We start from the raw sequence: 19,875 nt of genomic DNA, 5'->3' as shown, positions 1-19,875 counted from the left end.
AAGGCTTAGCCCCGTCCCCGCCGCCGCGCAAGGCGGCGAGATGGCGCCAGGCGCGGCGCCGGCCGCCGTTCAGGCCGCGACGTGGAGCTGGTGCTCGCGGGCGATCTCCTCCTCCAGGATCTCCTCCACCTTGGCGAGCGCCGCCGGGCGCACGCCGGGCCGGCCGTAGAGCATGAATTCCAGATCCGGCAATGGCGCGCTGCAGAGGTCGCCCATCACCGCGAGCCCGGGCCGGAGCGCGCGGCGCGAGCGCACCGTCACCCCCATGCCCGCCCCCACCGCCGCCATCAGCCCGGGCAGGCTCGGGCTCGAGAAGGCGACGCGAGACGAGCGGCCGACGGCGCTGAGCGCGGCGATGGCGGCGCTGCGGCACACGCAGGGCTGCTCGAACAGCACCAGCGGCACCGGCGCGTCGCGGTCGAGCCGCAGGTGGCGGGCGGCGATCCACAGCATGGGCTCGCGCAGGAACCGGCGCGCCGGCAGATCGCTCTCCATCCGGAAGCCGACGCCCACGTCCAGCTCCTCGGCGCGCAGCTGATCCAGGATGGACGAGGTGGCGCACACCCGCACCGACACCGGCGCCTGCGGGAAGTGGGCGCTGATGCGGGTCAGGATGCGCTCCAGCACGTCCTCGCCCACGTCCTGGACGAAGCCGAGCCGCAGCGGCTGGGCGAAGGTGCCGTGCACGTGCTGCGCCAGCACCTGGTCGTTGAGGTCGAGCAGGCGCCGCGCGTCGTCGAGGAAGGCGCCGCCGCGCTGGGTCGGCACCACGGTGCGGCCCTTGCGCTCCAGCACCTGGAAGCCGAGCGCCGCGGCGAGGCGGTCCATCTGCAGGCTCACCGCCGACTGGGTGCGGCCCACGCGCCGCGCCGCCGCCGAGATGGAGCCGAGATCGGCCACCGCGAGGTAGCTGCGCACGAGGTCGAGGTCGAGATTGCGGATCATTTTATGAGTATTGCAAAATATTTCTATTCTTCAATTCAATTTTTCTGATGCGTTCCTGCGGCGTAGGAATGGGAGACGGCCGGCGGCGACGCCCCGGCCCCAACGGAGAGCCCACCATGCCGCTTCTCAACGTCACCTTGTCCGGCGCGCCGGACGACGCCCTGGCCCACGCCGTGGCGAGCCGCCTTGCCGCCCTCACCCGCGACATCCTCCACAAGGACCCGGCGGTGACCGCGGTCCAGATCGCGTTCGTGAGCGAGGCGCACTGGTTCACGGCCGGGCGCGCGCTCGCCGACAAGGGCACGCGCTCCTTCGCCCTCGACGTGATCGTCACCGATGGCACCAACACCAAGGACGAGAAGGCGGCCTATCTCGCGGCCGTGCACGCGGCCATGGGCCGGCTGGTCCCGGGCCTCGACGCGGAAAGCTACGTGCTGGTGCGGGAGGTGAAGGCCGACGCCTACGGCTATGGCGGGCGCACCCAGGAGGCACGCTATCAGGCATCGCGCCTCGCGGCGGGCGCGGCGGCGGCCTGAGCTCGCGGCCGGCGTCCGCTTGCGGCACTGCGCCCGGCGGCGCCCCCTCACCCCGCCCCTCGCCCTCCGGGAGCCCCGGCGCGCATTGGACAAACCCTCTCCCGGCGGGGAGAGGGAAGGGCGAGGAGGCAAGCGCGAGCGCGGGCGAGGGAGACGGCGCCTGCGGCACGCCGGCGCCGGCCGGCTCAGCTGAGGCGCCAGCGGCCCGCCCGACCCGCGGCTTCACTTGGCAGCGACGAGCGGCTCCAGGATCTTGTCCATCTCGGCCACCGAGAGCGCGCCGGAATAGACCTTGCCGTTGATGATGAAGCTCGGCGTCGCGTTCACGCCCAGCTCCTTGTTGGCGTAGAGCGCGCTCGCCTGCACCTTCTCCGCCAGCGCCTGATCGGTCAGGCACTTCTCGAATTCCTGCTGGCTCATGCCCGCCTGGCGCGCCACCTGGAGCAGGCCGGCGGCGGGGTCGTTGCCGAACGCCCAGACCTTCTGGGTCTCGAACAGGGTCGAGATCATGGGGAAGTATTTGTCGTCCGGCATGCAGCGCGCCAGCATGAAGGCGGCGGTGGCCACCGGCTCGAACGGGAGCTCGCGGAAGATGAAGCGCACCTTGCCGGTGTCGATGTACTTCTTCTTCAGCTCCGGGAAGGTGGTGGTGTGGAAGGCGGCGCAGTGGCTGCACGTCATGGAGGCGTATTCGATGATGGTCACCGGCGCGTTGGCCGCGCCGAGCGCCTTGACCGGCAGCGCGCTGGCGTCGGGCGCCATCACCTTGGCCAGGTCGACGGGACGCCCCTCCGCGGACTGGGCGGATGCGCCGCGCGGCGCGAGCGGCAGGCCGAGGCCGGCGGCGAGGGCGAGGGCGGCGGCGCCGGTGAGCAGGCGACGGCGGGTGAGCATCATCGGGCAGGTCTCCGGCAGGTCCGGGCACGCGGCGAAGGCGGGCGCCCCGTCCGGCCGGCCACCGGCCGCGGATCGGGAGGGGCGTTCCATCTGCGGCCTGGAGGCGAATTCAGCATGGTTCGGGAGCCGCTGTGTGCTCCGGGATGGGATGTTCGGCCTCTAGCATGGCGCATCCATGGCGGCAAACGCGGTGCCGATCACGGCTTGGTCAACGGCCGGGCCGGCCGATGCTCAGCCCCGCCGCTCGCGCCGCACCAGGGCGCCGAGCCGGGCGAGGGCGGCGGCGAGGTCCTCGTCCTCGAACCGCCCCATCTCGCCGCGCACCGCCGCGACCGCCTCGGCGGCGGGCGGCGGGGGAGCGGGCGCGCGGGCGGCGCGCGCCGGCACCGGACCCTGCCGGAGCGCGATGCGGCCGACGCAGCGCCAGCCGAAATAGGCGTTGATGCGCTCCAGCACCACCGGCGCGGCGTGCTGCATCTCGATGGCGTAGGGGCCTTCCACCCGCACCACCAAGGTGGCGGGCTCGGGCGGCGTGCCGTCGGGGCCGCGGCGCGGCCATTGCAGCTTAAGCGGCACCGAGCGCGGGCCGAGGTCCGGGCCGACGATCTCGTCCCAATTGGTGACCACCTCCACCACCGAGATGCCCGCTTTGCCGCACATCTCGGCGATGCCCGGCGCGACGAAGTCGGCGAGCGGGCGCGGGCCGCGGGAACGGCGGGGGGGCGGGCTCACAAGCTTGCGGCTCCTCGCGTGATGGGGCGCGGCGAGCTTACCGCAAATCGACGCGGCAAAGGAGCGCCGCGAAAGTTCCGGTGCGCGGCTTTGCCGTCATCCCCCGGCTTGTCCGGGGGATCCACCTCGCGGCCGGGCTGGCGTCCAGATCCCGCAGCACGGCGCAGGTGGGCCGGTGGATGCCCCGGACAAGCCGGGGCATGACGGGAGTGAACGTGACGATGACCGACGCGGGGGTTCCTGAGACCCCCTACCCCTGATCGCGCAGCAGGCGGCGGATCACCTTGCCGGTGGTGGTCAGCGGCAGCTCCTCGACGAAGGCGATCTCGCGCGGATATTCGTAGGCCGCAAGCCGGGTGCGCACGAACTCCTGGATCTCCGCCACCAGCGCCTCCCTTGGCGCGAAGCCCGGGCGCAGCACCACATAGGCCTTGACGATCTCGGTGCGCAGCGGATCCGGCTTGCCGATCGCGGCGGCGATCTGCACCGCGGGATGGCGCAGCAGCACGTCCTCGATCTCCGCCGGTCCGATGCGGTAGCCGGCCGAAGTGATGATGTCGTCGTCGCGGCCGAGGAAGTGGAAGTAGCCGTCCTCGTCCTGGCGCGCGAGGTCGCCGGTCAGCAGCCATTCCCCCGCATACTTGGCGGCGGTGTCCCGCGGCCGGTTCCAGTAGTTGAGGAACATCACCGGATCCGGCGCGCGCACCGCGATCTGGCCCATCACGCCCGGCGCGCAGGGTTGACCGTCGGCGTCGAGCACCGCCACCTGGTGGCCCGGCACCGCCTTGCCCGTGGCCCCGGCCCGGGCGACGCCGAGCGCGGCGTTGGAACCGATGACGTAGTTGCACTCGGTCTGGCCGTAGAATTCGTTCACCGCCACGCCCAGCGCCGCGCGGCCCCATTCGAAGGTCTCGGCCCCCAAGGCCTCGCCGGCGGAGCCGACGGTGCGCAGCTCGAAGCCGAAGCGTTCCTTGGGGCGCTCGACCGCGCGCATCATCTTGAGCGCGGTCGGCGGGATGAAGACGTTGCGCACGCCGGCAGCGGCGATCAGCGCGAAGGCGGCCTCGGGATCGAACCGGCCCGCGGGCTGCACCACCACCGGCACGCCCGAGGCGAGCGCCGGCAAAACGGTGTTGAGCAGGCCCCCCGCCCAGGCCCAGTCCGAGGGGGTCCACATGCGGTCGCCGGGCCGGGGGAAGAAGTCGTGGGTGAAGCCGACCCCGCTCACGTGCGGCAGCAGCACCCGGTGGCCATGCAGCGCGCCCTTGGGCTGGCCGGTGGTGCCGGAGGTGTAGATCATCAGCGCCGGATCGTCCGGGCCGGTGCCGGCGGCGTGCGGCCGGTCGCTGGCGGCGGCGAGGAGCTCGGCGAGGCCGTCCGCGCTGGCGCGCGGCCCGTCCACGCACACCACGAGGCGCAGGCGCTCGGGGCGGTCGGCGAGCTTGGCGAGCCCCGCGTCGTCGGTGACGAGCGCCTTGGCGCCGCTGTCCTCGAGCCGGTAGGCGATCGCCTCGACGCCGAACGCGCCGGCGAGCGGCACGGCGATGGCGCCGAGCTTGTAGACCGCGAAGTGGCTGGCCAGCACCTCCACCGACTGCGGCAGCAGGATCGCCACCCGGTCGCCGGCGGCGATCCCCTTCGCCGCCAGCGCATGGGCGAGCCGGTTGGAAAGCGCGGCCAGCGCGCCGTAGGACACCGCCTCCCACCCCTGCGCCGCCTGGCGGTAGAGCGCGGGGCGGGCGGGCTCGCGCGCCGCCCAGTCGTCGCAGGCGTGACGCGCCATGTTGTAGCGCTCGGGCAGACGCCAGCGGAAGGCGCGCACGAGACCGTCATAGTCGGCGACGTTCGGAAGCATCCCGATACCACCTCTCCCTCGGACGGGCGGCAGGCTATCCCCGGCGGCAGCGGCGGTCCACGGGATCGTTTGCCGACGCAGGCCGGCTTGGCGTGCGATCGGCCCATAGAGACGGCGAACCGCCCGGGCGGTTCGACCGGCGCCGATCCGGCTCAGCGCGCCGGCGGCGCGTCGGGGTCGGCGAGGATCAGCGCCCAGAAGACCTTGTACTTGGAGCCCGGCGCATTGGCGGTGGCGATGCCGATGCGGGTCATGCCCGGCGCCAGCATGTTCTTGTTGTGGGACGGGGAATCGCGCCAGCCGGAGAACGCCTCGGCGAGCGTGTGGTAGCCCGCGCCGACATTCTCCACCGCGCCTTTGGCGTCGTAGCCGGAGGCCTTCATGCGCGAGATGAAGTCGCGCCCGCCCACCGCATGGTCGAGCTTGTCGGCCTTGGCCATGGCGTTCGCCTGGTCCTGGGCGAGGCGCGAGAGCGCCGGGTCGACGCTGACCGCCGGCAGGCCGCGGGCGGTGCGGTAGTCGGAGAGCAGCGAGGCGGCGGCCGCCGCGTCCACCGGCCGGCCGGTCTGGGCGAGGTTCACGTAGAAGGCCGGCTGGGACAGGTCCTCGGTGGTCCCGCAGCCCGCCAGTGCGAGCGCGAGGACGAGGCAAAGGCCGGCAAGGGGGGCGCGCATGGCGGGTTCCGGAAAGGGTTCGCGGGCGGTCATCTGGCGCCGTCCGGGTTGAGGAAGGGTTAGCGCCGTCTCAGGCCGCCGGCGGCGGCGGGGGCGGGAGCGGCACCATGTCCGCCGGCGCGCGGGCGAGCGCCGCCCACGGCTGCGACGCGATCACCACGCCGGCCTTGCGGAACCTTGAGAGCAGCTGGAAGTGCAGGTCGCTCTTCACGGTCAGGCCGTAGTCCACGTTCGCCACCACGCAGCGCAGCTCGAACACCATGCCGGCATCGGCGAACTTCGACAGGAACACGCGCGGCGGCGGGCTCGGCAGCACCTGCGGATGGTCGCAGGCGCACGACACGAGGATGTCGCGCACCTCCTCCGGATCGGCGTCGAAGGTCACGGTCACGGTGACGATGATGCGGCCGGAGGTGTTGGAGTGCGTCCAGTTCTTCACCATGCCGGTGATGAGGTCGGTGTTGGGCACGATGACGGTGGCGCGCTCGAAGGTCTCGATCTCCGTGGAGCGCACGGAGATGCGCCGCACATAGCCCTCCTCGCCCTTCACGTTGATGGTGTCGCCCACCCGGATCGGCCGCTCGGCGAGCAGGATCAGGCCGGAGACGAAGTTCGAGACGATGGATTGCAGGCCGAAGCCGATACCCACCGAGAGCGCGCCGGCGACGATGGCGATGCTCTCGAGGTTGATGCCGAGCTCGCCCACCGCGACCATGATGGCGATGATCACGCCCACATAGCCGAGGATGGTGGCGATGGAGGACTGGAGCGAGGGCTCGAGCCTTGTGCGCGGCAGGATCGCGCTGGCCACCCAGCGCTGCAGCCCGCGCGCCAGCACCAGGCCCACCAGCAGCAGCCCCACCGCCGAGAGCACGCTCCACAAGGTGATGGTGGAATTGCCGATGCGCACCCCGAACGAGACGCGCTCCACCGTGTCCATCACGTCGGCGGTGGAGGTGCCCCAGCTGCCGGCGATCAGGAACGCGGCCACCACGAACAGCAGCAGCTTCAGCAGGCCCGCCACGAGGATGCCGATGAGCTCCAGGCTCTCCGGCCTGAGGCCGAGGGTGGTGGACATGGCGCGCGAGCGCCGGGTGCCGGGGACCAGGCCCTCGGTGAAGAAGGCATCGATCAGGCCGTAGAGCACGTAGAGCCCGCCGAGCACGGCGGTGGCGATCACGAGGCGGGCGGCGATGAAGGCGGCGAAGCTCACATAGCCCGCCACCAGCGCGCCGATGAGGAAGGCCACCACGAGCCAGGCGAGGAAGCGCACCCAGGCGAGCCGGGCCGCGCCGGCAACGGTCTCGCCGGCCGCGTCCGCCGGGGCGCCGTCGGCGGGCGCGTCTGCCTCGGCCTTGCCGAGATTGATCAGGAACCGCGCGATGAAGGCGCCGATCAGCAGCGCCATGACCGCGCTGGTCACCACGGTGAGGCCCACGGGCGCGAACAATGCGCGGTGCGTCGCATTCAGGAACGCGGCGATGGAGAGCGTCCACACCGCGAACGAGAAGTAGTGGAAGGCGAAGCCGGCGGCCCGGTCGCTGAGCCCGGGCAGGCGCCGCCACGGCTCGTTGGGGGCAAGCAGCGCGCGGGCGACGCCGGTGCCGATGGCCTTGATGAACACCGCCACGGTGAGGCCGCGCACCAGTTCCTCGGCGCGCGGCGGGATCACGTCGAAGCCGTTGGCGAATGCCACCGCGGCAATGGTGGCGAGCGGCGCCACCAGGGCCTCGAGGCAGAACACCTTGATCGCCTCGCGCGCCGCCCTGAGGCGCGAGAAGCGCTCGCCCCCCGGCGGCGGCGGGGTGCGCAGGCGCGCCCGCGCAAAGCGGCCGAACGCCACCACCAGGACGGCGATGGCGAACGCGCCGAGCGCGATGCCGGCCACCGCGAGCCGTCCCTGGCGCTGGGTCGCGAAGGCGCCCCAGTCGGTGGCGAGGAAGCCGAGCGCGCGCCATTCCCCCGCAAGGCCCGCGAAGGCCCCGGTCCACAGCGCCGGATCGAGCACCGAGACCGAACGTTCGAACAATTGCCCGGTGAACAGCGCCCGGCGACGGCCAGCGATGCGCTCGGCGATCTCGTCGGCGCGGCCGACCAGGGCCCGGTTCTGCTTGAGCGCGGCGTCGAGCTCGGCGGACAGGCGCTGGAACCGCTCGCGGTCGACGCTCGCGGCCGGGTCCTCCGGCGCGGCGCCCTCGGCCGGCTTGGGGCCGAGCTCCTCGAGCCGCGCCTTGGCGGCGGCGAGGCGGGGGCCGATCTCCTCCGCCCGCGCCAGCAGCTCGCGCCGCAGCGGGTCGAGCCGCCGGCGCAGATCGTCGAGGTCGGCGTTGCGCAGGCCCTCGACCGCGAGCGCAGCCTCGATGCTGTCGAGGCCGGCGCGGCCGGCTTCCATCTTCTCGCGCGCCGCCAGCACCGCCGCGTCGGGCGGGAAGGTGGGCTTCTTCGCCACCGCCGGCGCGGGCGCGGCGCTGGTGGCGGGCGGCTGGCCCTGCGCCTGCCCCTGTGCTTGCCCCTGCCCCTCCCCGTGGCCCGGGGCGCCGCCGGCCTGGGCCGGCGGCGCGGCCGGCGCCTGGCCCTGGGCCGGCGCGGCCGATTGCGCGCCGGCGCCGGGCGGCGACACGGACAAACCGAGGAACAAGGCGGCGGCAAGCACCGCCGCGGACGTCAGAAGGCGCATGAACTGATCTCCGGGCGGAGTTCCTGTCGCGCGAAGGCGGCATCCTCAAGGCGACGCGGCGCGAAAGCGCGTGCCCCTCCCCAAGCGGACCCCGCACGGAGTCCGAATGGAGCCCGGTCTGATTTTGCTGGCGTCCGAGGCCCGCTTGCCGCTAATTCGGTCCCTTTCCAGGGCCGGAGGTGGCCGCGGCCCGTCCCGATCGGACGGCACGCCGTCCGATCGGCAAAACCGGCTCCGATGGACGAGGATGCTCTTGATGTTGCCCGGCTCCGGCGTCAAGCCCGCTCTCCCGCTCGACCCCACCGATCCGGTGGCGCTCGCCCAGGCGCTGATCCGCGCCCCCTCGGTGACGCCCGACGCCGGGGAGGCCTTGGCGCTGGTGGAGGCAATCCTATCAGCAGCGGGATACCGCGTTGAGCGGCTCGACTTTTCCGACCATGGCCCGCGCGTCGTCAACCTCTACGCCCGTATCGGCGCGGCGGGGCCGAACCTGTGCTTCGCCGGCCATGTGGACGTGGTGCCGCCCGGGGAGCCCGGCGAATGGACCCGCGGCCCGTTTTCCGGCGACGTGGCGGACGGACTCCTTTATGGCCGCGGCGCGGTGGACATGAAGGGCGCGGTGGCCGCCGCCATCGCCGCCGCTTTGCGCCACGGCCGGCCGGCCACGGGCTCGCTCTCCTTCCTCCTCACCGGCGACGAGGAAGGCCCGGCGCTCGACGGCACCGTGCGGGTGGTCGAGGCGCTCAAGGCGCGCGGCGAGCGCGTCGACGCCTGCATCCTCGGCGAGCCCACCAACCCGGAGGCCCTGGGCGACGCCTTCAAGATCGGCCGGCGCGGCTCGCTCTCCGGCATCCTCACGGTGGAGGGCCGGCAGGGGCACGTGGCCTATCCCCACCTTGCGGACAATCCCATCCCCCGCCTGCTGGCGCTCCTCGCCGCGCTCACCGCCGACCCGCTCGACCGGGGCTCGGATTTCTTCCCGCCCTCGAACCTCGAAGTGATCTCGGTGGACGTGGGCAATCCGGTGTTCAACGTCATCCCGGCGAAGGCGGAGGCGCGCTTCAATGTGCGCTTCAACGACCATTTCACCCTGGCGAGCCTCGAGGCCGAGATCCGCCGCCGGCTCGACGCCACCGGCCTTGCCCACCATCTCGCCTTCCGGCCGGGGCCGAGCGAGAGCTTCCGCACCGAGCCCGGCCCGTTCGTCGACCTGGTACGCGACGCGGTCCAGGCGGTGACGGGGCGGGTGCCGGAAGCCTCCACCTCGGGCGGCTCGTCGGACGCGCGCTTCATCAAGGACCTGTGCCCGGTGATCGAGTTCGGCCTCGTGGGCCGCACCATGCATCAGGTGGACGAGGCGAGCCCGCTCGCCGACATCGCGGCGCTCACCGCCGTCTATGAGCGCATCATCGCGCGCTATTTTTCCGCCTGACCCGGCCTTCGAGAGCAGTCCCATGATCGAGAACGAGATTTCGAGCCGCATCGCGGTGGCGGGACGCGACATCGCGGTGCGCGCGGTGCCGGGGCGGGCGCCCGGCGTGCTGTGGCTCGGCGGCTTCAAGTCCGACATGACCGGCACCAAGGCGGAGCACCTCGCCCGCTGGGCGGCGGCGCGCGGCTCGGCCTATGTGCGCTTCGACTATTCCGGCCACGGCGCCTCGAGCGGACGGTTCGAGGACGGCACGATCTCGCAATGGCTGGAGGACACGCTCGCGGTGTTCGAGCGCGCGACCACGGGCCCGCAGATCCTGGTGGGCTCCTCCATGGGCGGGTGGATGGCGCTGCTGCTCGCCCGCGCGCTGGCGGCGCGCGGCGACGGGCGCCTCAAGGCGCTGGTGCTCATCGCCCCGGCGCCGGATTTCACCGAGGCCCTCATGTGGGACCGCTTCCCGCCGCCGGTGCGCGAACAGATCGAGCGCACCGGGCGGTTCCTGAAGCCCAGCCTCTATGGCGAGGACCCCTACGTCATCACCAAAGAGCTGATCGAGGACGGCCGGCGCCACCTGCTGCTGGGCGCCCCGTTCGCGGTGGGCTGCCCGGTGCGGATCCAGCAGGGCGCCGTGGACGAGGACGTGCCATGGGCGCACGCCATGCGCCTCGTCTCCTGCCTCGCCGAGGACGACGTGGTGTTCGCGCTGGTCAAGGACGGCGACCACCGCCTCTCGCGCCCGGAGGATCTCGAGCGCCTCACCGCCGCGCTGGAGGAGTTCGCTTAAGGATCAGGCCCGCGCCGCGCGGGCCGGGAAGGCCGGCATGCGGGCGATGATGAGGCGGTAGGGAACGAGGAAGACGCCCACCATGGCGAGCTTCACGGCGTAATCGACCACCGCCCAATTGGTCCAGGGCAGATCGGTGCCGGCGAAGGCGAGGGAAAAGAAGAGCGCCGTGTCGAGCGCCGAGGAGACCACCCCGGAGGCCAGCGGCGGCAGCCACCAGGCGCGGGCACGCAGACGGTCGAACACGGTGGCGTCGAGCAGCTGGGCGGCAAGGAAGGCGGTGCCCGAGGCGAGCGCGATGCGCGGCGTCGCGAGCAGCGCGGACAGCGCCACCGCCAGCGCGAAGCCGGCATAGATCACCCGGCGGGTCTTGTTCAGGCCCAGGCGCCGGTTGGACAGATCGTTCACCAGGAAGGTGAAGGGATAGGTGAAGGCGCCGAAGGTGAGCCAGTCCTCAAGCCCGAACGGCGTGAAGGGGTGCTGCACCAATATGTTGGCGGCGAGCACCGTGGCGCACATGGCAAAAACCGCGAGCGCGAACGCCCGCGGTTCGGAATTTGGGCCCATCGAAGCGCGTCAGGCCGCCGGAGCGGCCACGGCCTTGACGATCAGGCGCTTGAATTCGAGGGCGCGGGGCGACAGTTCCTCGTCGCGGGCCTTCCTGAGGAAGGCGTCGAGGCCGCCGCGGTGATCCACGCTCTTGAGCGCGTTGGCGCTCACCCGGAGGCGGATGGTGCGCTTCAGCGTCTCGCTCTCCAGCGTGACGTTGCACAGGTTCGGGAGGAACCGGCGCTTGGTCTTGTGGTTCGAGTGGCTCACCGTGTGGCCGCTCAGAACCCCCTTGCCGGTCAGGTCGCACCGCCGGGACATGGCGAAAGTCCTTCTTAAGTCTTGTCACGCGGGGAACGCCGGTCGGGGCCGCATCGGCCCTTCGGCACTCACCCGCTTTGTCGGGAAGCGGCTCGTATAGGGGGAGAGGCGTTCTGCGTCAAGGTGCGCGCGGGACTTATCACCCCCATGGCGCGCCGCTATGAGTGCAGCGCTAAGCCCAAGCTCGACACCACCGTCGGGATCCCCCATGACGATCGCAAGCGGGCTGCTCGCCGCCGTCCTGTCCATGGGCAACGCTGTTCTGCGCGGGCGAGGCGAGCGCGCAGGGCAGGTTCATCGTCAACCAGCTCTCGGGCAAATGCATCGACGCGCCCGGCGCCGCGACCGCGGCCAATGGCGCGCGCCTGCAGCTTGCGCCGTGCGAGGTTGCCGGCGGTCCGTCCGACCAGTGCTGGCGCTAAAATTGGCGCCGGTCTGCGGCCTCAGCCGGGCATCAGCGCGCCGCGCGCCCGCTGCGCCGCCTCGACGATGAAGTCCGCCGCCACCCGGATGCGCGCGAGCTCCCGGGTGTCGGGGTGGGTGAGCAGCCAGAAGGTGCGCGTCAGGCCCACCTCGTCGTGCAGCACCGGGACGAGGTCGTCCGGCCCGTCGCCGCGGTAGAGATCGGCGATGAAGGCGTGCAGGACGCACACGCCCGCCCCGGCCCGCGTCGCCATGAGCTGGGCGGCGACGCCGGAGCTCTTCAGCCGCACGCGGATGTCCTTGGCCACCAGCGGCACATAGTTCAGCTTGGGGTCGTAGATGAGGTCGTCGACATAGCCGATGAAGTCGTGGTGCGCCAGCGCGGCGCGGCTCTCGATCGGCCCGTGCCGGTCGAGATAGGCGCGCGAGGCATAGAGCTTGAGGCCGTAGTCGGCGAGCTTGCGGGCATGCACGCGCCCCTCCTTCGGCCGGCTCACCGAGATGGCGATGTCGGCCTCGCGCTTCGAGAGCGAGAACACGCGCGGCATGGGCAGGAGCTGGAGTTCCAGACCCGGATGGAGCGCCGCCAGCGCGCCGATGCGCGGGGCGAGAAAATAGCTGCCGAAGCCGTCCGGGGCGCCGATCCGCACCGTGCCCGACACGCCCCGGTCGGACCCCGCGATCTGGGCCTGCGCGCCCAACGCGATGCTCTCCATGGCCTCGGCCGAGGTGAGCAGCCGCTCGCCGGCGGCGGTGAGCGCGTAGCCCCCCGGCAGGCGGTCGAACAGCTTGGCGCCGAGCGCGCCCTCCAGCGCGCCGATGCGCCGCGACACCGTCGAGTGCTCCACCTCGAGCCGCGAGGCCGCCACCGTGAGCCGCCCGGCCCGCGCCACCGCCAGGAAGAAGCGCAGGTCCGACCAATCGAAATCCGACGCGCGCACCACGTTGCCTCCTCGATTCATGCACAGCGAAGGTGCAAGAATTGCCGTAGATGTGCACAAAAGGATAGGGCATTGTGCCGGCCAAGAACGCTGCCGCCCAAGGCCCGCAGGCCGCGGCAGCCGGAAACGCTTTTCCCTGGAAGGACATCGCATCATGCGCGAGATCGGCCATTTCATCGGCGGCAAGCACGTGCCCGGCACGTCGGGCCGCCACGCGGACGTGTGGCAGCCCATGACCGGCGAGGTGATCGCCCACGTGGCGCTCGCCTCCAAGGACGAGCTGGCCGCCGCGGTCGCCAACGCCAAGGCCGCCCAGCCGGCCTGGGCCGCCACCAACCCGCAGCGCCGCGCCCGTGTGCTGATGAAGTTCCTGGAGCTGGTGCACCGCGACTACGACCAGCTCGCCGAGCTGCTCGCCCGCGAGCACGGCAAGACCGTCCCCGACGCCCGCGGCGACATCCAGCGCGGCCTCGAGGTGGTCGAGTTCGCCATCGGCATCCCGCACCTCATGAAGGGCGAGTACACCGACGGCGCCGGGCCGGGCATCGACATCTATTCCATGCGCCAGCCGCTCGGCGTCGTGGCCGGCATCACGCCGTTCAACTTCCCCGCCATGATCCCCATGTGGAAGTTCGGCCCCGCCATCGCCTGCGGCAACGCCTTCATCCTGAAGCCGTCCGAGCGCGATCCCGGGGTGCCCATGCACCTCGCCGAACTGATGCTGGAGGCGGGCCTGCCGCCCGGCATCCTCAACGTGGTGAACGGCGACAAGGAGGCGGTGGACGCCATCCTCGACGACCCGGACATCCAGGCGGTGGGCTTCGTCGGCTCGTCCGCCATCGCCCAGTACATCTATGCCCGCGGCGCCGCGAACGGAAAGCGCGTGCAGGGCTTCGGCGGCGCCAAGAACCACATGGTCATCATGCCCGACGCGGACATGGACCAGGCGGTGGACGCCCTCATCGGCGCCGGCTACGGCTCCGCCGGCGAGCGCTGCATGGCGATCTCGGTGGCCGTGCCGGTGGGCGAGAAGGCCGCCGAAGCGCTCATGGACAAGCTGGTCCCGCGCGTCGAGAGCCTGAAGATCGGCCCCTCCACGGATGGCTCCGCCGACTTCGGCCCCCTCGTCACCCGCGAGGCGGTGGACCGGGTGAAGGGCTATGTGGATCTGGGCATAAAGGAGGGCGCCAAGCTCGTGGTGGACGGCCGCGGCTTCAAGCTCCAGGGCTATGAGAACGGCTTCTACATGGGCGGCTGCCTGTTCGACCATGTGACGAGCGACATGCGCATCTACAAGGAGGAGATCTTCGGACCGGTCCTCTCCGTGGTGCGCGCGCCCGACTACAAGGAGGCCCTGCGCCTCGCCAACGACCATGAATATGGCAACGGCGTCGCCATCTTCACCCGCGACGGCGATGCCGCCCGCGACTTCGCCTCCAAGGTTCAGGTGGGCATGGTGGGCATCAACGTGCCGATCCCGGTGCCGCTCGCCTACCACACCTTCGGCGGCTGGAAGCGCTCCGGCTTCGGCGACCTGAACCAGCACGGCCCCGACGGCGTGCGCTTCTACACCAAGACCAAAACCGTCACCTCCCGCTGGCCCTCGGGCATCAAGGACGGCGCGGACTTCGTCATCCCCACCATGGGCTGAGGACGGCGGGCCGCTTCAGCCATCCGCAAGATTGTGCTATCATTTTTGATAGCACAATCTTCGGCAGGAGCGGGCCATGGCCCAGATACTGGTGCGCAACATTCCCGACGAGACCCTCAACGTCTACCGGGAGCGGGCGAAGCGGAACGGCATCTCGCTGGAGCAGGAGATCCGCAATCTGCTGGAAAAGAACCGGCCGTTCACGCCGGAGGAGCGCGTGGCGATTTCGGAGTATTTTCACTCCAAGACGCTGAAGGTCTCCCCGCAGCTGACCCTGGACGAAATCCGCGAAGGCCTTGAATGAGCGAAGCGGTCGTCGTCGACGCCAGTATCGCGGTGAAGTGGTTCGTCAAAGAGGACGACGCGCAGGACGCGTTCCGCTTGCTGAAAGGCGCCAAGGAAATACGAGCGCCGCAGCTTCTTTTTGGGGAGGTTGCCAATGCCTTGTGGAAGAAGGTCCGCCGGGGAGACCTCACGCCGGATGTCGGGGTTGGCGCGCTCGAAGTCCTGCCCGGCTATATCTCGACCGTCATCGTGGCAGAGGACTTGATGGGTCGCGCGCTCCGCCTGGCGTGCGCGGTCCATCATCCCGTTTACGACTGCCTCTATGTGGAAGGCGCCCGTCACGTCGAACTCCCGCTCGTCACCGCCGACGCCCGCCTCATCCGCAAATTCTCCTCATCGCCCTACGCCTCCTTCATCCTCCCTTTGTCCGACTGGCGCCCCTGACCATGTTCACGCTGAACGAAGACCAGATGGCCATCCGCGACATGGCGCGCGATTTCGCCAATGAGCAGCTCGCGCCCTACGCCGTGGAATGGGACGAGAAGAAACACTTTCCCAAGGCCGCCCTGCGCGCCGCCGCGGCGCTCGGCATGGGCGGCATCTATGTGCGCGAGGACGTGGGCGGCTCGGGCCTGTCGCGGCTCGACGCGGCGCTCATCTTCGAGGCCCTCGCCACCGCCTGCCCCGGCACCTCGGCGTATCTGTCGATCCACAACATGTCGACCTGGATGATCGACCGCTTCGGCGACGACGCCCAGCGCCGGAAATGGGTGCCGCGCCTCGCGAGCATGGAGCATTTCGCCTCCTATTGCCTCACCGAGCCGGCCGCCGGCTCGGACGCGGCGGCGCTGAAGACCAAGGCGGTGCGCGACGGCGACTTCTACGTGGTCGACGGCCAGAAGCAGTTCATCTCGGGCGCCGGCGAGACCGACATCTACGTGGTGATGGTGCGCACCGGCGCCGAGGGGCCGAAGGGCATCTCCACTTTGGTGATCGAGGCGGGCACGCCGGGCCTCTCCTTCGGCGCCAACGAGAAGAAGATGGGCTGGAACGTGCAGCCCACCCGCGCCGTGATCTTCGAGGGCCTGCGCGTGCCGGTGGAAAACCGCATCGGCGAAGAGGGCGAGGGCTTCAAGATCGCCATGGCCGGGCTGGACGGCGGGCGGCTCAATATCGGTGCCTGCTCGCTCGGCGGGGCGCAGGGGGCGCTGGAGAAGACGCTCTCCTACATGCGCGAGCGCCGGGCCTTCGGCAAGCGGCTCGACGAGTTCCAGGCGCTGCAGTTCCGCCTCGCCGACATGGCGATCGAGCTCGAGGCCGCGCGCACCTTCCTGTGGCGCGCCGCGAGCGCGCTCGACGCCAAGGCGCCCGATGCCACCCAGCTGTGCGCCATGGCCAAGCGCGTCGCCACCGACCGCGGCTTCGAGGTGGCCAACGAGGCGCTGCAATTGCACGGCGGCTACGGCTACCTGTCCGACTACGGCATCGAGAAGATCGTGCGCGACCTCAGGGTCCACCAGATCCTCGAAGGCACCAACGAGATCATGCGCCTCATCGTCTCCCGCGCGCTGATCGCGCAGGGGAACTAGAAAAATCCCCCTCTCCCCCTCGAGGTCGGCTCGAGCCGACTTCGATCCCGGTTGTGGCCGAACCCGGCAACAGCCGGGTTCGGTGGGAGAGGGGAGCATCCGGCAGGGAGGGAACCATCATGGCCACCATCGCATTCATCGGCCTCGGCAACATGGGCGGCCCCATGGCGTCGAACCTCATCAAGGCGGGGCACGAGGTGATCGGCTTCGACCTCTCCGCCGCCGCCGTGGAGGGCGCCAAGGCGCGCGGCATCGCCGTCGCGGCGGGCGCGAAGGAGGCGGTGGCGCAGGCGGACGTGGTGGTCACCATGCTGCCCTCCGGCAAGCACGTGGTCGGCGCCACCACCGGGCCGGACGGGCTGCTCGCCGCGGCCAAGCCGGGCGCCCTGTTCATCGACAGCTCCACCATCGACGTCGCCTCCGCCCGCACCTTCCACGAGGCGGCGCACGCGGCCGGCCACCCGAGCGTGGACGCGCCGGTCTCCGGCGGCGTCGGCGGCGCGGAGGGGGCGACGCTGACCTTCATGGTGGGCGGCACGGACGAAGCGTTCGGCGCGGCGAAGCCCCTGCTGGAGGCCATGGGCAAGAGAATCGTGCATTGCGGCGGCGCCGGCGCCGGCCAGGCGGCGAAGATCTGCAACAACATGATCCTCGGCATCTCGATGATCGCGGTGTCGGAGGCGTTCGTGCTGGGCGAGAAGCTCGGCCTCTCGCACCAGGCGCTGTTCGACGTCGCCTCCACCTCCTCGGGCCAGTGCTGGTCGCTCACCACCTATTGCCCGGTGCCCGGCCCGGTGCCCACCAGCCCCGCCAACCGCGACTACGTGCCCGGCTTCGCGGCCGCCCTGATGCTGAAGGACCTGAAGCTCTCCCAGGAGGCGGCCGAGACCGCGGGCGCCGCCACCGCGCTCGGCGCGGCGGCCACCGCCCTCTACACGGCGTTTGCCGCCGAGGGGAACGAGGGCAAGGACTTCTCCGGCATCATCGAGTGGGTGCGCAACCGCGACGACACCTGAGCGGATCCGGCGTCGCGGACGGGCGATCGCAAATGCGGGACCCTGTCCCCCGGCCGGGCCGGGGCACAGGGCGCAGGAGGCTTCAGACGGGCGGGGGACCGAACCGGTTCGCCTCGCGCTCGGAAGGCTGCACCCACCAGAACAGCAGCAGGAGGAAGCCGAACAACGGCACGAAGATGATGAGGAACCACCAGCCGCTGCGGCCCACATCGTGCAGGCGCCGCACGGCGACGGCGAGCGACGGCAGGATCAGCGCCAGGTGCACGAGCCCGGGCAGCCAGCCCTCGGACGCGAAGATGAACCAGCCGCCCATGGAGGACGAGCCCACTTCGGTGATCGATCCGCCCAGCAGCATCCCGCTCACCACCACCGCGGCGATCTCGACCAGGATGGTGAACACCCAGAACCACCAGAACTCGCTGCGCGGCGCCCGCCCCGTGAAGGTGGCATACTTGCGCAAGCAGCTGCCGACCGCCTCCTGAAAGCCCATCGCCCCCTCCTTGTCCTGGTCGCCGCCGGGACGGGCCCGCGCGGCCGGGGCACCCGCCCCAAGCGGGGGTCAGGCTAGAGCGCGATCCGGGCCGATGGAAGCATCTCCTCAGCCGGATCGGGCTGTTTGGGAGGCGTGCATCCGTCGCCGCGCGATCCGCGTCTGCGCTGGCGCCGCGCGTCACGCCCACATACAATATCTGAAGTGTATGGATGAACGAATGCGCGCGGGTGTTCCGCCCATCCCGTGCAGGAAGACCGCGAATCGGGGGGCGAACATGCGCAATGTCCCGTCATGGATGCCGGCGCTCCACCCGGCCGGCGGCCCGGCCTATCTGCAGATCGTCGCCGCGCTCGAGGCCGCGCTCGCCCAGGGCGTCCTGCGCCCCGGCGACCGGCTGCCGCCCCAGCGGGCGCTCGCCAAGGGGCTCGGCGTCGATCTCGGCACCGTCACCCGGGCCTATGCCGAGGCGCACCGCCGGCATCTGCTGGACGGCGTGACCGGGCGCGGCTCCTTCGTCTCCGCCGCCGGCGAGCGGACCGCCGCGCCGGTCGACCTGTCCATGAACATCCCGCCCCCGCCGGCGGGCCTGCGGCTTGCCGACCTGCTCGCCGACGGCCTTTCCGGCGTCATCCGCCGCGCCAGCGCCGACATGCTGATGTCCTACCATGCCGGGCCGGGGGCGCTGGCGGAGCGGGCCGCCGCCGCGGCGTGGCTCGCGCCCGGCTTCGGGGCGCTCGATCCGGACCGGATCGTGGTCGCGCCCGGCGCCCAAGCGGGCCTTGCCGCGCTGCTCACCAGCCTCGCCCGGCCCGGCGACACCATCCTGTGCGAGGCGCTCACCTATCCCGGCCTGCGCAATGCGGCGGGCCAGCTCGGCCTGACCCTGGCGGGCGTCGCCGCCGACGCCGACGGCCCGTGTCCGGACGCGTTGGCGCAGGCGTGCCGCCGCCACCGGCCGAAGGCGTTCTACCTCGTCCCCACCATCGCCAACCCGACCGCGCGGACCCTCTCCGAGGCGCGCCGCCGCGCCCTGGCCGACACCGCGCGCGCCGAAGCCGTGCCGGTGATCGAGGACGACCCCTATTGGCGCCTCGCGGGCGACGCGCCGCCGCCGCTCGCCGCGCTCCGGCCGGAGGCGGCCTATCACCTCGCCACCCTGTCGAAGGCCCTGTCGCCGGGCCTGCGCACGGCGTTCCTGGTGGCGCCCTCGGTCGAGGCCGCGGGGCGCATGGCGCGGGCGCTGCGCGCGCTCAACCAGATGCCGGCGCCGCTGATGACCGCGCTCGTCACCGCCTGGATCCGCGACGGCTCCGCCGCGGCGCTGCTCGCCGGGGTGCGGCGCGAGGCGGCGGCGCGTCAGGAGGTGGCGCGCGCCATCCTGCCGGCGGAGGCGCAGGCCCATCCTTTTGGGCTGCATGTCTGGCTGCCCTTGCCGGAGCGCTGGGACCGGCTGCGGCTGGTGGAAGCGGCGCGGCGCGCCGGCCTCGGCCTCGCGCCGGCGGACGCCTTCCATGTGAGCGGGCCGGTGCCGGACGCGGTCCGGCTCTCGCTCGGCAGCGTGCCGGACAGGGCGCGCCTCGCCCGGGCGCTGACGCAGCTGGTGCGGGTGCTCGGCGCGCCGGCCGAACCCGCCTACGACGTGGTGTAGCGCCTCATTCGGCGGCGTCCGGCGTCACCAGCCGGCCCTCCTCGGCCTTGTGGACATACTGGCTCGCCACCAGCCATCCCTTGAGCGGCCGCAAGGGCGGGATACAGGTCGCGAGCAGCAGCGGCAGGGTGGTGACGAGGTGCACCCAATAGGGCGCGGAATAGGCCACCTCCAGCCAGATGGCGAACAGGGTCGAGGGCAGGCAGCCGAAGGTGATGACGAAGAAGGCCGGGCCGTCGGCCGGGTCGGCGAAGGCGAAATCGAGGCCGCACACCTCGCAGCGCGGGGCGAGCGTCAGGAAGCCCCGGAACAGATGCCCCTGGCCGCAGCGGGGGCAGCGCCCGCGGATCCCGGTGCGGAGGGGGGAGAGCGGCGGCCAGGGTCCGGATTGCATCATGATACCTTCTCCTCCGGCGCGACGGCCGGC

The 19,875-nt window shown here is 71.6% G+C and carries 20 protein-coding genes; 9 read left to right on the top strand and 11 right to left on the bottom strand.

The window, feature by feature from the left end; genetic code table 11:
* Positions 1-69 precede the first annotated feature (69 nt).
* On the bottom strand, positions 70-945 hold the full coding sequence (locus ABLE88_RS12350; RefSeq protein ID WP_348831983.1) for a LysR substrate-binding domain-containing protein: 876 nt from the start codon (positions 943-945) through the stop codon (positions 70-72).
* Positions 946-1,061: 116 nt separating this feature from the next.
* Between ABLE88_RS12350 and ABLE88_RS12345 the strand changes: the two genes are divergently transcribed.
* Positions 1,062-1,481 carry a 4-oxalocrotonate tautomerase gene (locus ABLE88_RS12345; protein ID WP_348831982.1) on the top strand — a complete coding sequence of 140 codons (420 nt, stop codon included), beginning with the start codon at positions 1,062-1,064 and terminating at the stop codon, positions 1,479-1,481.
* 222 nt (positions 1,482-1,703) lie between these two features.
* Here the strand turns inward: ABLE88_RS12345 and ABLE88_RS12340 are convergent, their stop codons facing one another.
* The 5 genes from ABLE88_RS12340 to ABLE88_RS12320 all read right to left on the bottom strand — a co-directional run bounded on the left by ABLE88_RS12340 (position 1,704) and on the right by ABLE88_RS12320 (position 8,316).
* Entirely contained in the window at positions 1,704-2,375 is a 672-nt protein-coding gene (locus tag ABLE88_RS12340) for a DsbA family protein (RefSeq protein ID WP_348832186.1), read from the bottom strand.
* A 234-nt stretch (positions 2,376-2,609) separates the two neighbouring features.
* Positions 2,610-3,110: a DUF721 domain-containing protein gene (locus ABLE88_RS12335; RefSeq protein ID WP_348831981.1), complete on the bottom strand. Its 501-nt coding sequence runs from the start codon at positions 3,108-3,110 to the stop codon at positions 2,610-2,612.
* Between the two features lie 250 nt (positions 3,111-3,360).
* The gene (locus ABLE88_RS12330; RefSeq protein WP_348831980.1) at positions 3,361-4,965 is read right to left on the bottom strand and encodes an AMP-binding protein; all 1,605 of its coding nucleotides are present in this window, start codon (positions 4,963-4,965) and stop codon (positions 3,361-3,363) included.
* A 152-nt stretch (positions 4,966-5,117) separates the two neighbouring features.
* Positions 5,118-5,639, bottom strand: a complete 522-nt coding sequence (locus ABLE88_RS12325; RefSeq protein WP_348831979.1) for a CAP domain-containing protein — start codon at positions 5,637-5,639, stop codon at positions 5,118-5,120.
* Positions 5,640-5,709: 70 nt separating this feature from the next.
* Complete coding sequence (locus tag ABLE88_RS12320; RefSeq protein WP_348831978.1) at positions 5,710-8,316, bottom strand: DUF3772 domain-containing protein; 2,607 nt, start codon at positions 8,314-8,316, stop codon at positions 5,710-5,712.
* Positions 8,317-8,572: 256 nt separating this feature from the next.
* Between ABLE88_RS12320 and dapE the strand changes: the two genes are divergently transcribed.
* Entirely contained in the window at positions 8,573-9,748 is a 1,176-nt protein-coding gene (dapE, locus tag ABLE88_RS12315) for a succinyl-diaminopimelate desuccinylase (protein WP_348832185.1), read from the top strand.
* Positions 9,749-9,770: 22 nt separating this feature from the next.
* Entirely contained in the window at positions 9,771-10,532 is a 762-nt protein-coding gene (locus ABLE88_RS12310; RefSeq protein WP_348831977.1) for an alpha/beta hydrolase, read from the top strand.
* A 3-nt stretch (positions 10,533-10,535) separates the two neighbouring features.
* Here ABLE88_RS12310 and ABLE88_RS12305 read toward each other — a convergent pair whose 3' ends face one another.
* The 3 genes from ABLE88_RS12305 to ABLE88_RS12295 all read right to left on the bottom strand — a co-directional run bounded on the left by ABLE88_RS12305 (position 10,536) and on the right by ABLE88_RS12295 (position 12,766).
* Positions 10,536-11,099: a queuosine precursor transporter gene (locus ABLE88_RS12305; protein ID WP_348831976.1), complete on the bottom strand. Its 564-nt coding sequence runs from the start codon at positions 11,097-11,099 to the stop codon at positions 10,536-10,538.
* Positions 11,100-11,108: 9 nt separating this feature from the next.
* A complete protein-coding gene (gene rpmB, locus ABLE88_RS12300) occupies positions 11,109-11,402 on the bottom strand; it encodes a 50S ribosomal protein L28 (RefSeq protein WP_348831975.1) in 294 nt (97 codons plus the stop codon).
* 443 nt (positions 11,403-11,845) lie between these two features.
* Complete coding sequence (locus ABLE88_RS12295) at positions 11,846-12,766, bottom strand: LysR family transcriptional regulator (protein WP_348832184.1); 921 nt, start codon at positions 12,764-12,766, stop codon at positions 11,846-11,848.
* A gap of 154 nt (positions 12,767-12,920) precedes the next feature.
* On the opposite strand from ABLE88_RS12295, the gene ABLE88_RS12290 reads away from it, so the two are divergent.
* From ABLE88_RS12290 to mmsB, 5 genes are all read left to right on the top strand, one after another.
* Positions 12,921-14,417: a CoA-acylating methylmalonate-semialdehyde dehydrogenase gene (locus ABLE88_RS12290; protein WP_348831974.1), complete on the top strand. Its 1,497-nt coding sequence runs from the start codon at positions 12,921-12,923 to the stop codon at positions 14,415-14,417.
* 76 nt (positions 14,418-14,493) lie between these two features.
* Entirely contained in the window at positions 14,494-14,721 is a 228-nt protein-coding gene (locus tag ABLE88_RS12285) for a FitA-like ribbon-helix-helix domain-containing protein (RefSeq protein WP_348831973.1), read from the top strand.
* A complete protein-coding gene (locus ABLE88_RS12280) occupies positions 14,718-15,146 on the top strand; it encodes a type II toxin-antitoxin system VapC family toxin (protein WP_348831972.1) in 429 nt (142 codons plus the stop codon). The genes ABLE88_RS12285 and ABLE88_RS12280 overlap by 4 nt, the downstream gene beginning before the upstream one ends.
* Before the next feature lie 2 nt (positions 15,147-15,148).
* On the top strand, positions 15,149-16,291 hold the full coding sequence (locus ABLE88_RS12275) for an isobutyryl-CoA dehydrogenase (protein ID WP_348831971.1): 1,143 nt from the start codon (positions 15,149-15,151) through the stop codon (positions 16,289-16,291).
* Between the two features lie 119 nt (positions 16,292-16,410).
* Positions 16,411-17,307, top strand: coding sequence for a 3-hydroxyisobutyrate dehydrogenase (gene mmsB / locus ABLE88_RS12270; protein WP_348831970.1), 897 nt, complete (start codon positions 16,411-16,413; stop codon positions 17,305-17,307).
* Positions 17,308-17,389: 82 nt separating this feature from the next.
* Here the strand turns inward: mmsB and ABLE88_RS12265 are convergent, their stop codons facing one another.
* Complete coding sequence (locus tag ABLE88_RS12265; RefSeq protein ID WP_348831969.1) at positions 17,390-17,797, bottom strand: DUF805 domain-containing protein; 408 nt, start codon at positions 17,795-17,797, stop codon at positions 17,390-17,392.
* Between the two features lie 277 nt (positions 17,798-18,074).
* Between ABLE88_RS12265 and ABLE88_RS12260 the strand changes: the two genes are divergently transcribed.
* Positions 18,075-19,448 carry an aminotransferase-like domain-containing protein gene (locus tag ABLE88_RS12260; protein WP_348831968.1) on the top strand — a complete coding sequence of 458 codons (1,374 nt, stop codon included), beginning with the start codon at positions 18,075-18,077 and terminating at the stop codon, positions 19,446-19,448.
* A gap of 4 nt (positions 19,449-19,452) precedes the next feature.
* Here ABLE88_RS12260 and ABLE88_RS12255 read toward each other — a convergent pair whose 3' ends face one another.
* The gene (locus tag ABLE88_RS12255; RefSeq protein ID WP_348831967.1) at positions 19,453-19,845 is read right to left on the bottom strand and encodes a DUF983 domain-containing protein; all 393 of its coding nucleotides are present in this window, start codon (positions 19,843-19,845) and stop codon (positions 19,453-19,455) included.
* Positions 19,846-19,875 lie beyond the last annotated feature (30 nt).

The sequence above is a fragment of the Xanthobacter luteus genome (assembly GCF_040049235.1).
Classification (GTDB): domain Bacteria; phylum Pseudomonadota; class Alphaproteobacteria; order Rhizobiales; family Xanthobacteraceae; genus Xanthobacter.
Note: the sequence above shows the minus strand (reverse complement) of the source record. Positions and strands in the feature narration are given on the sequence as shown.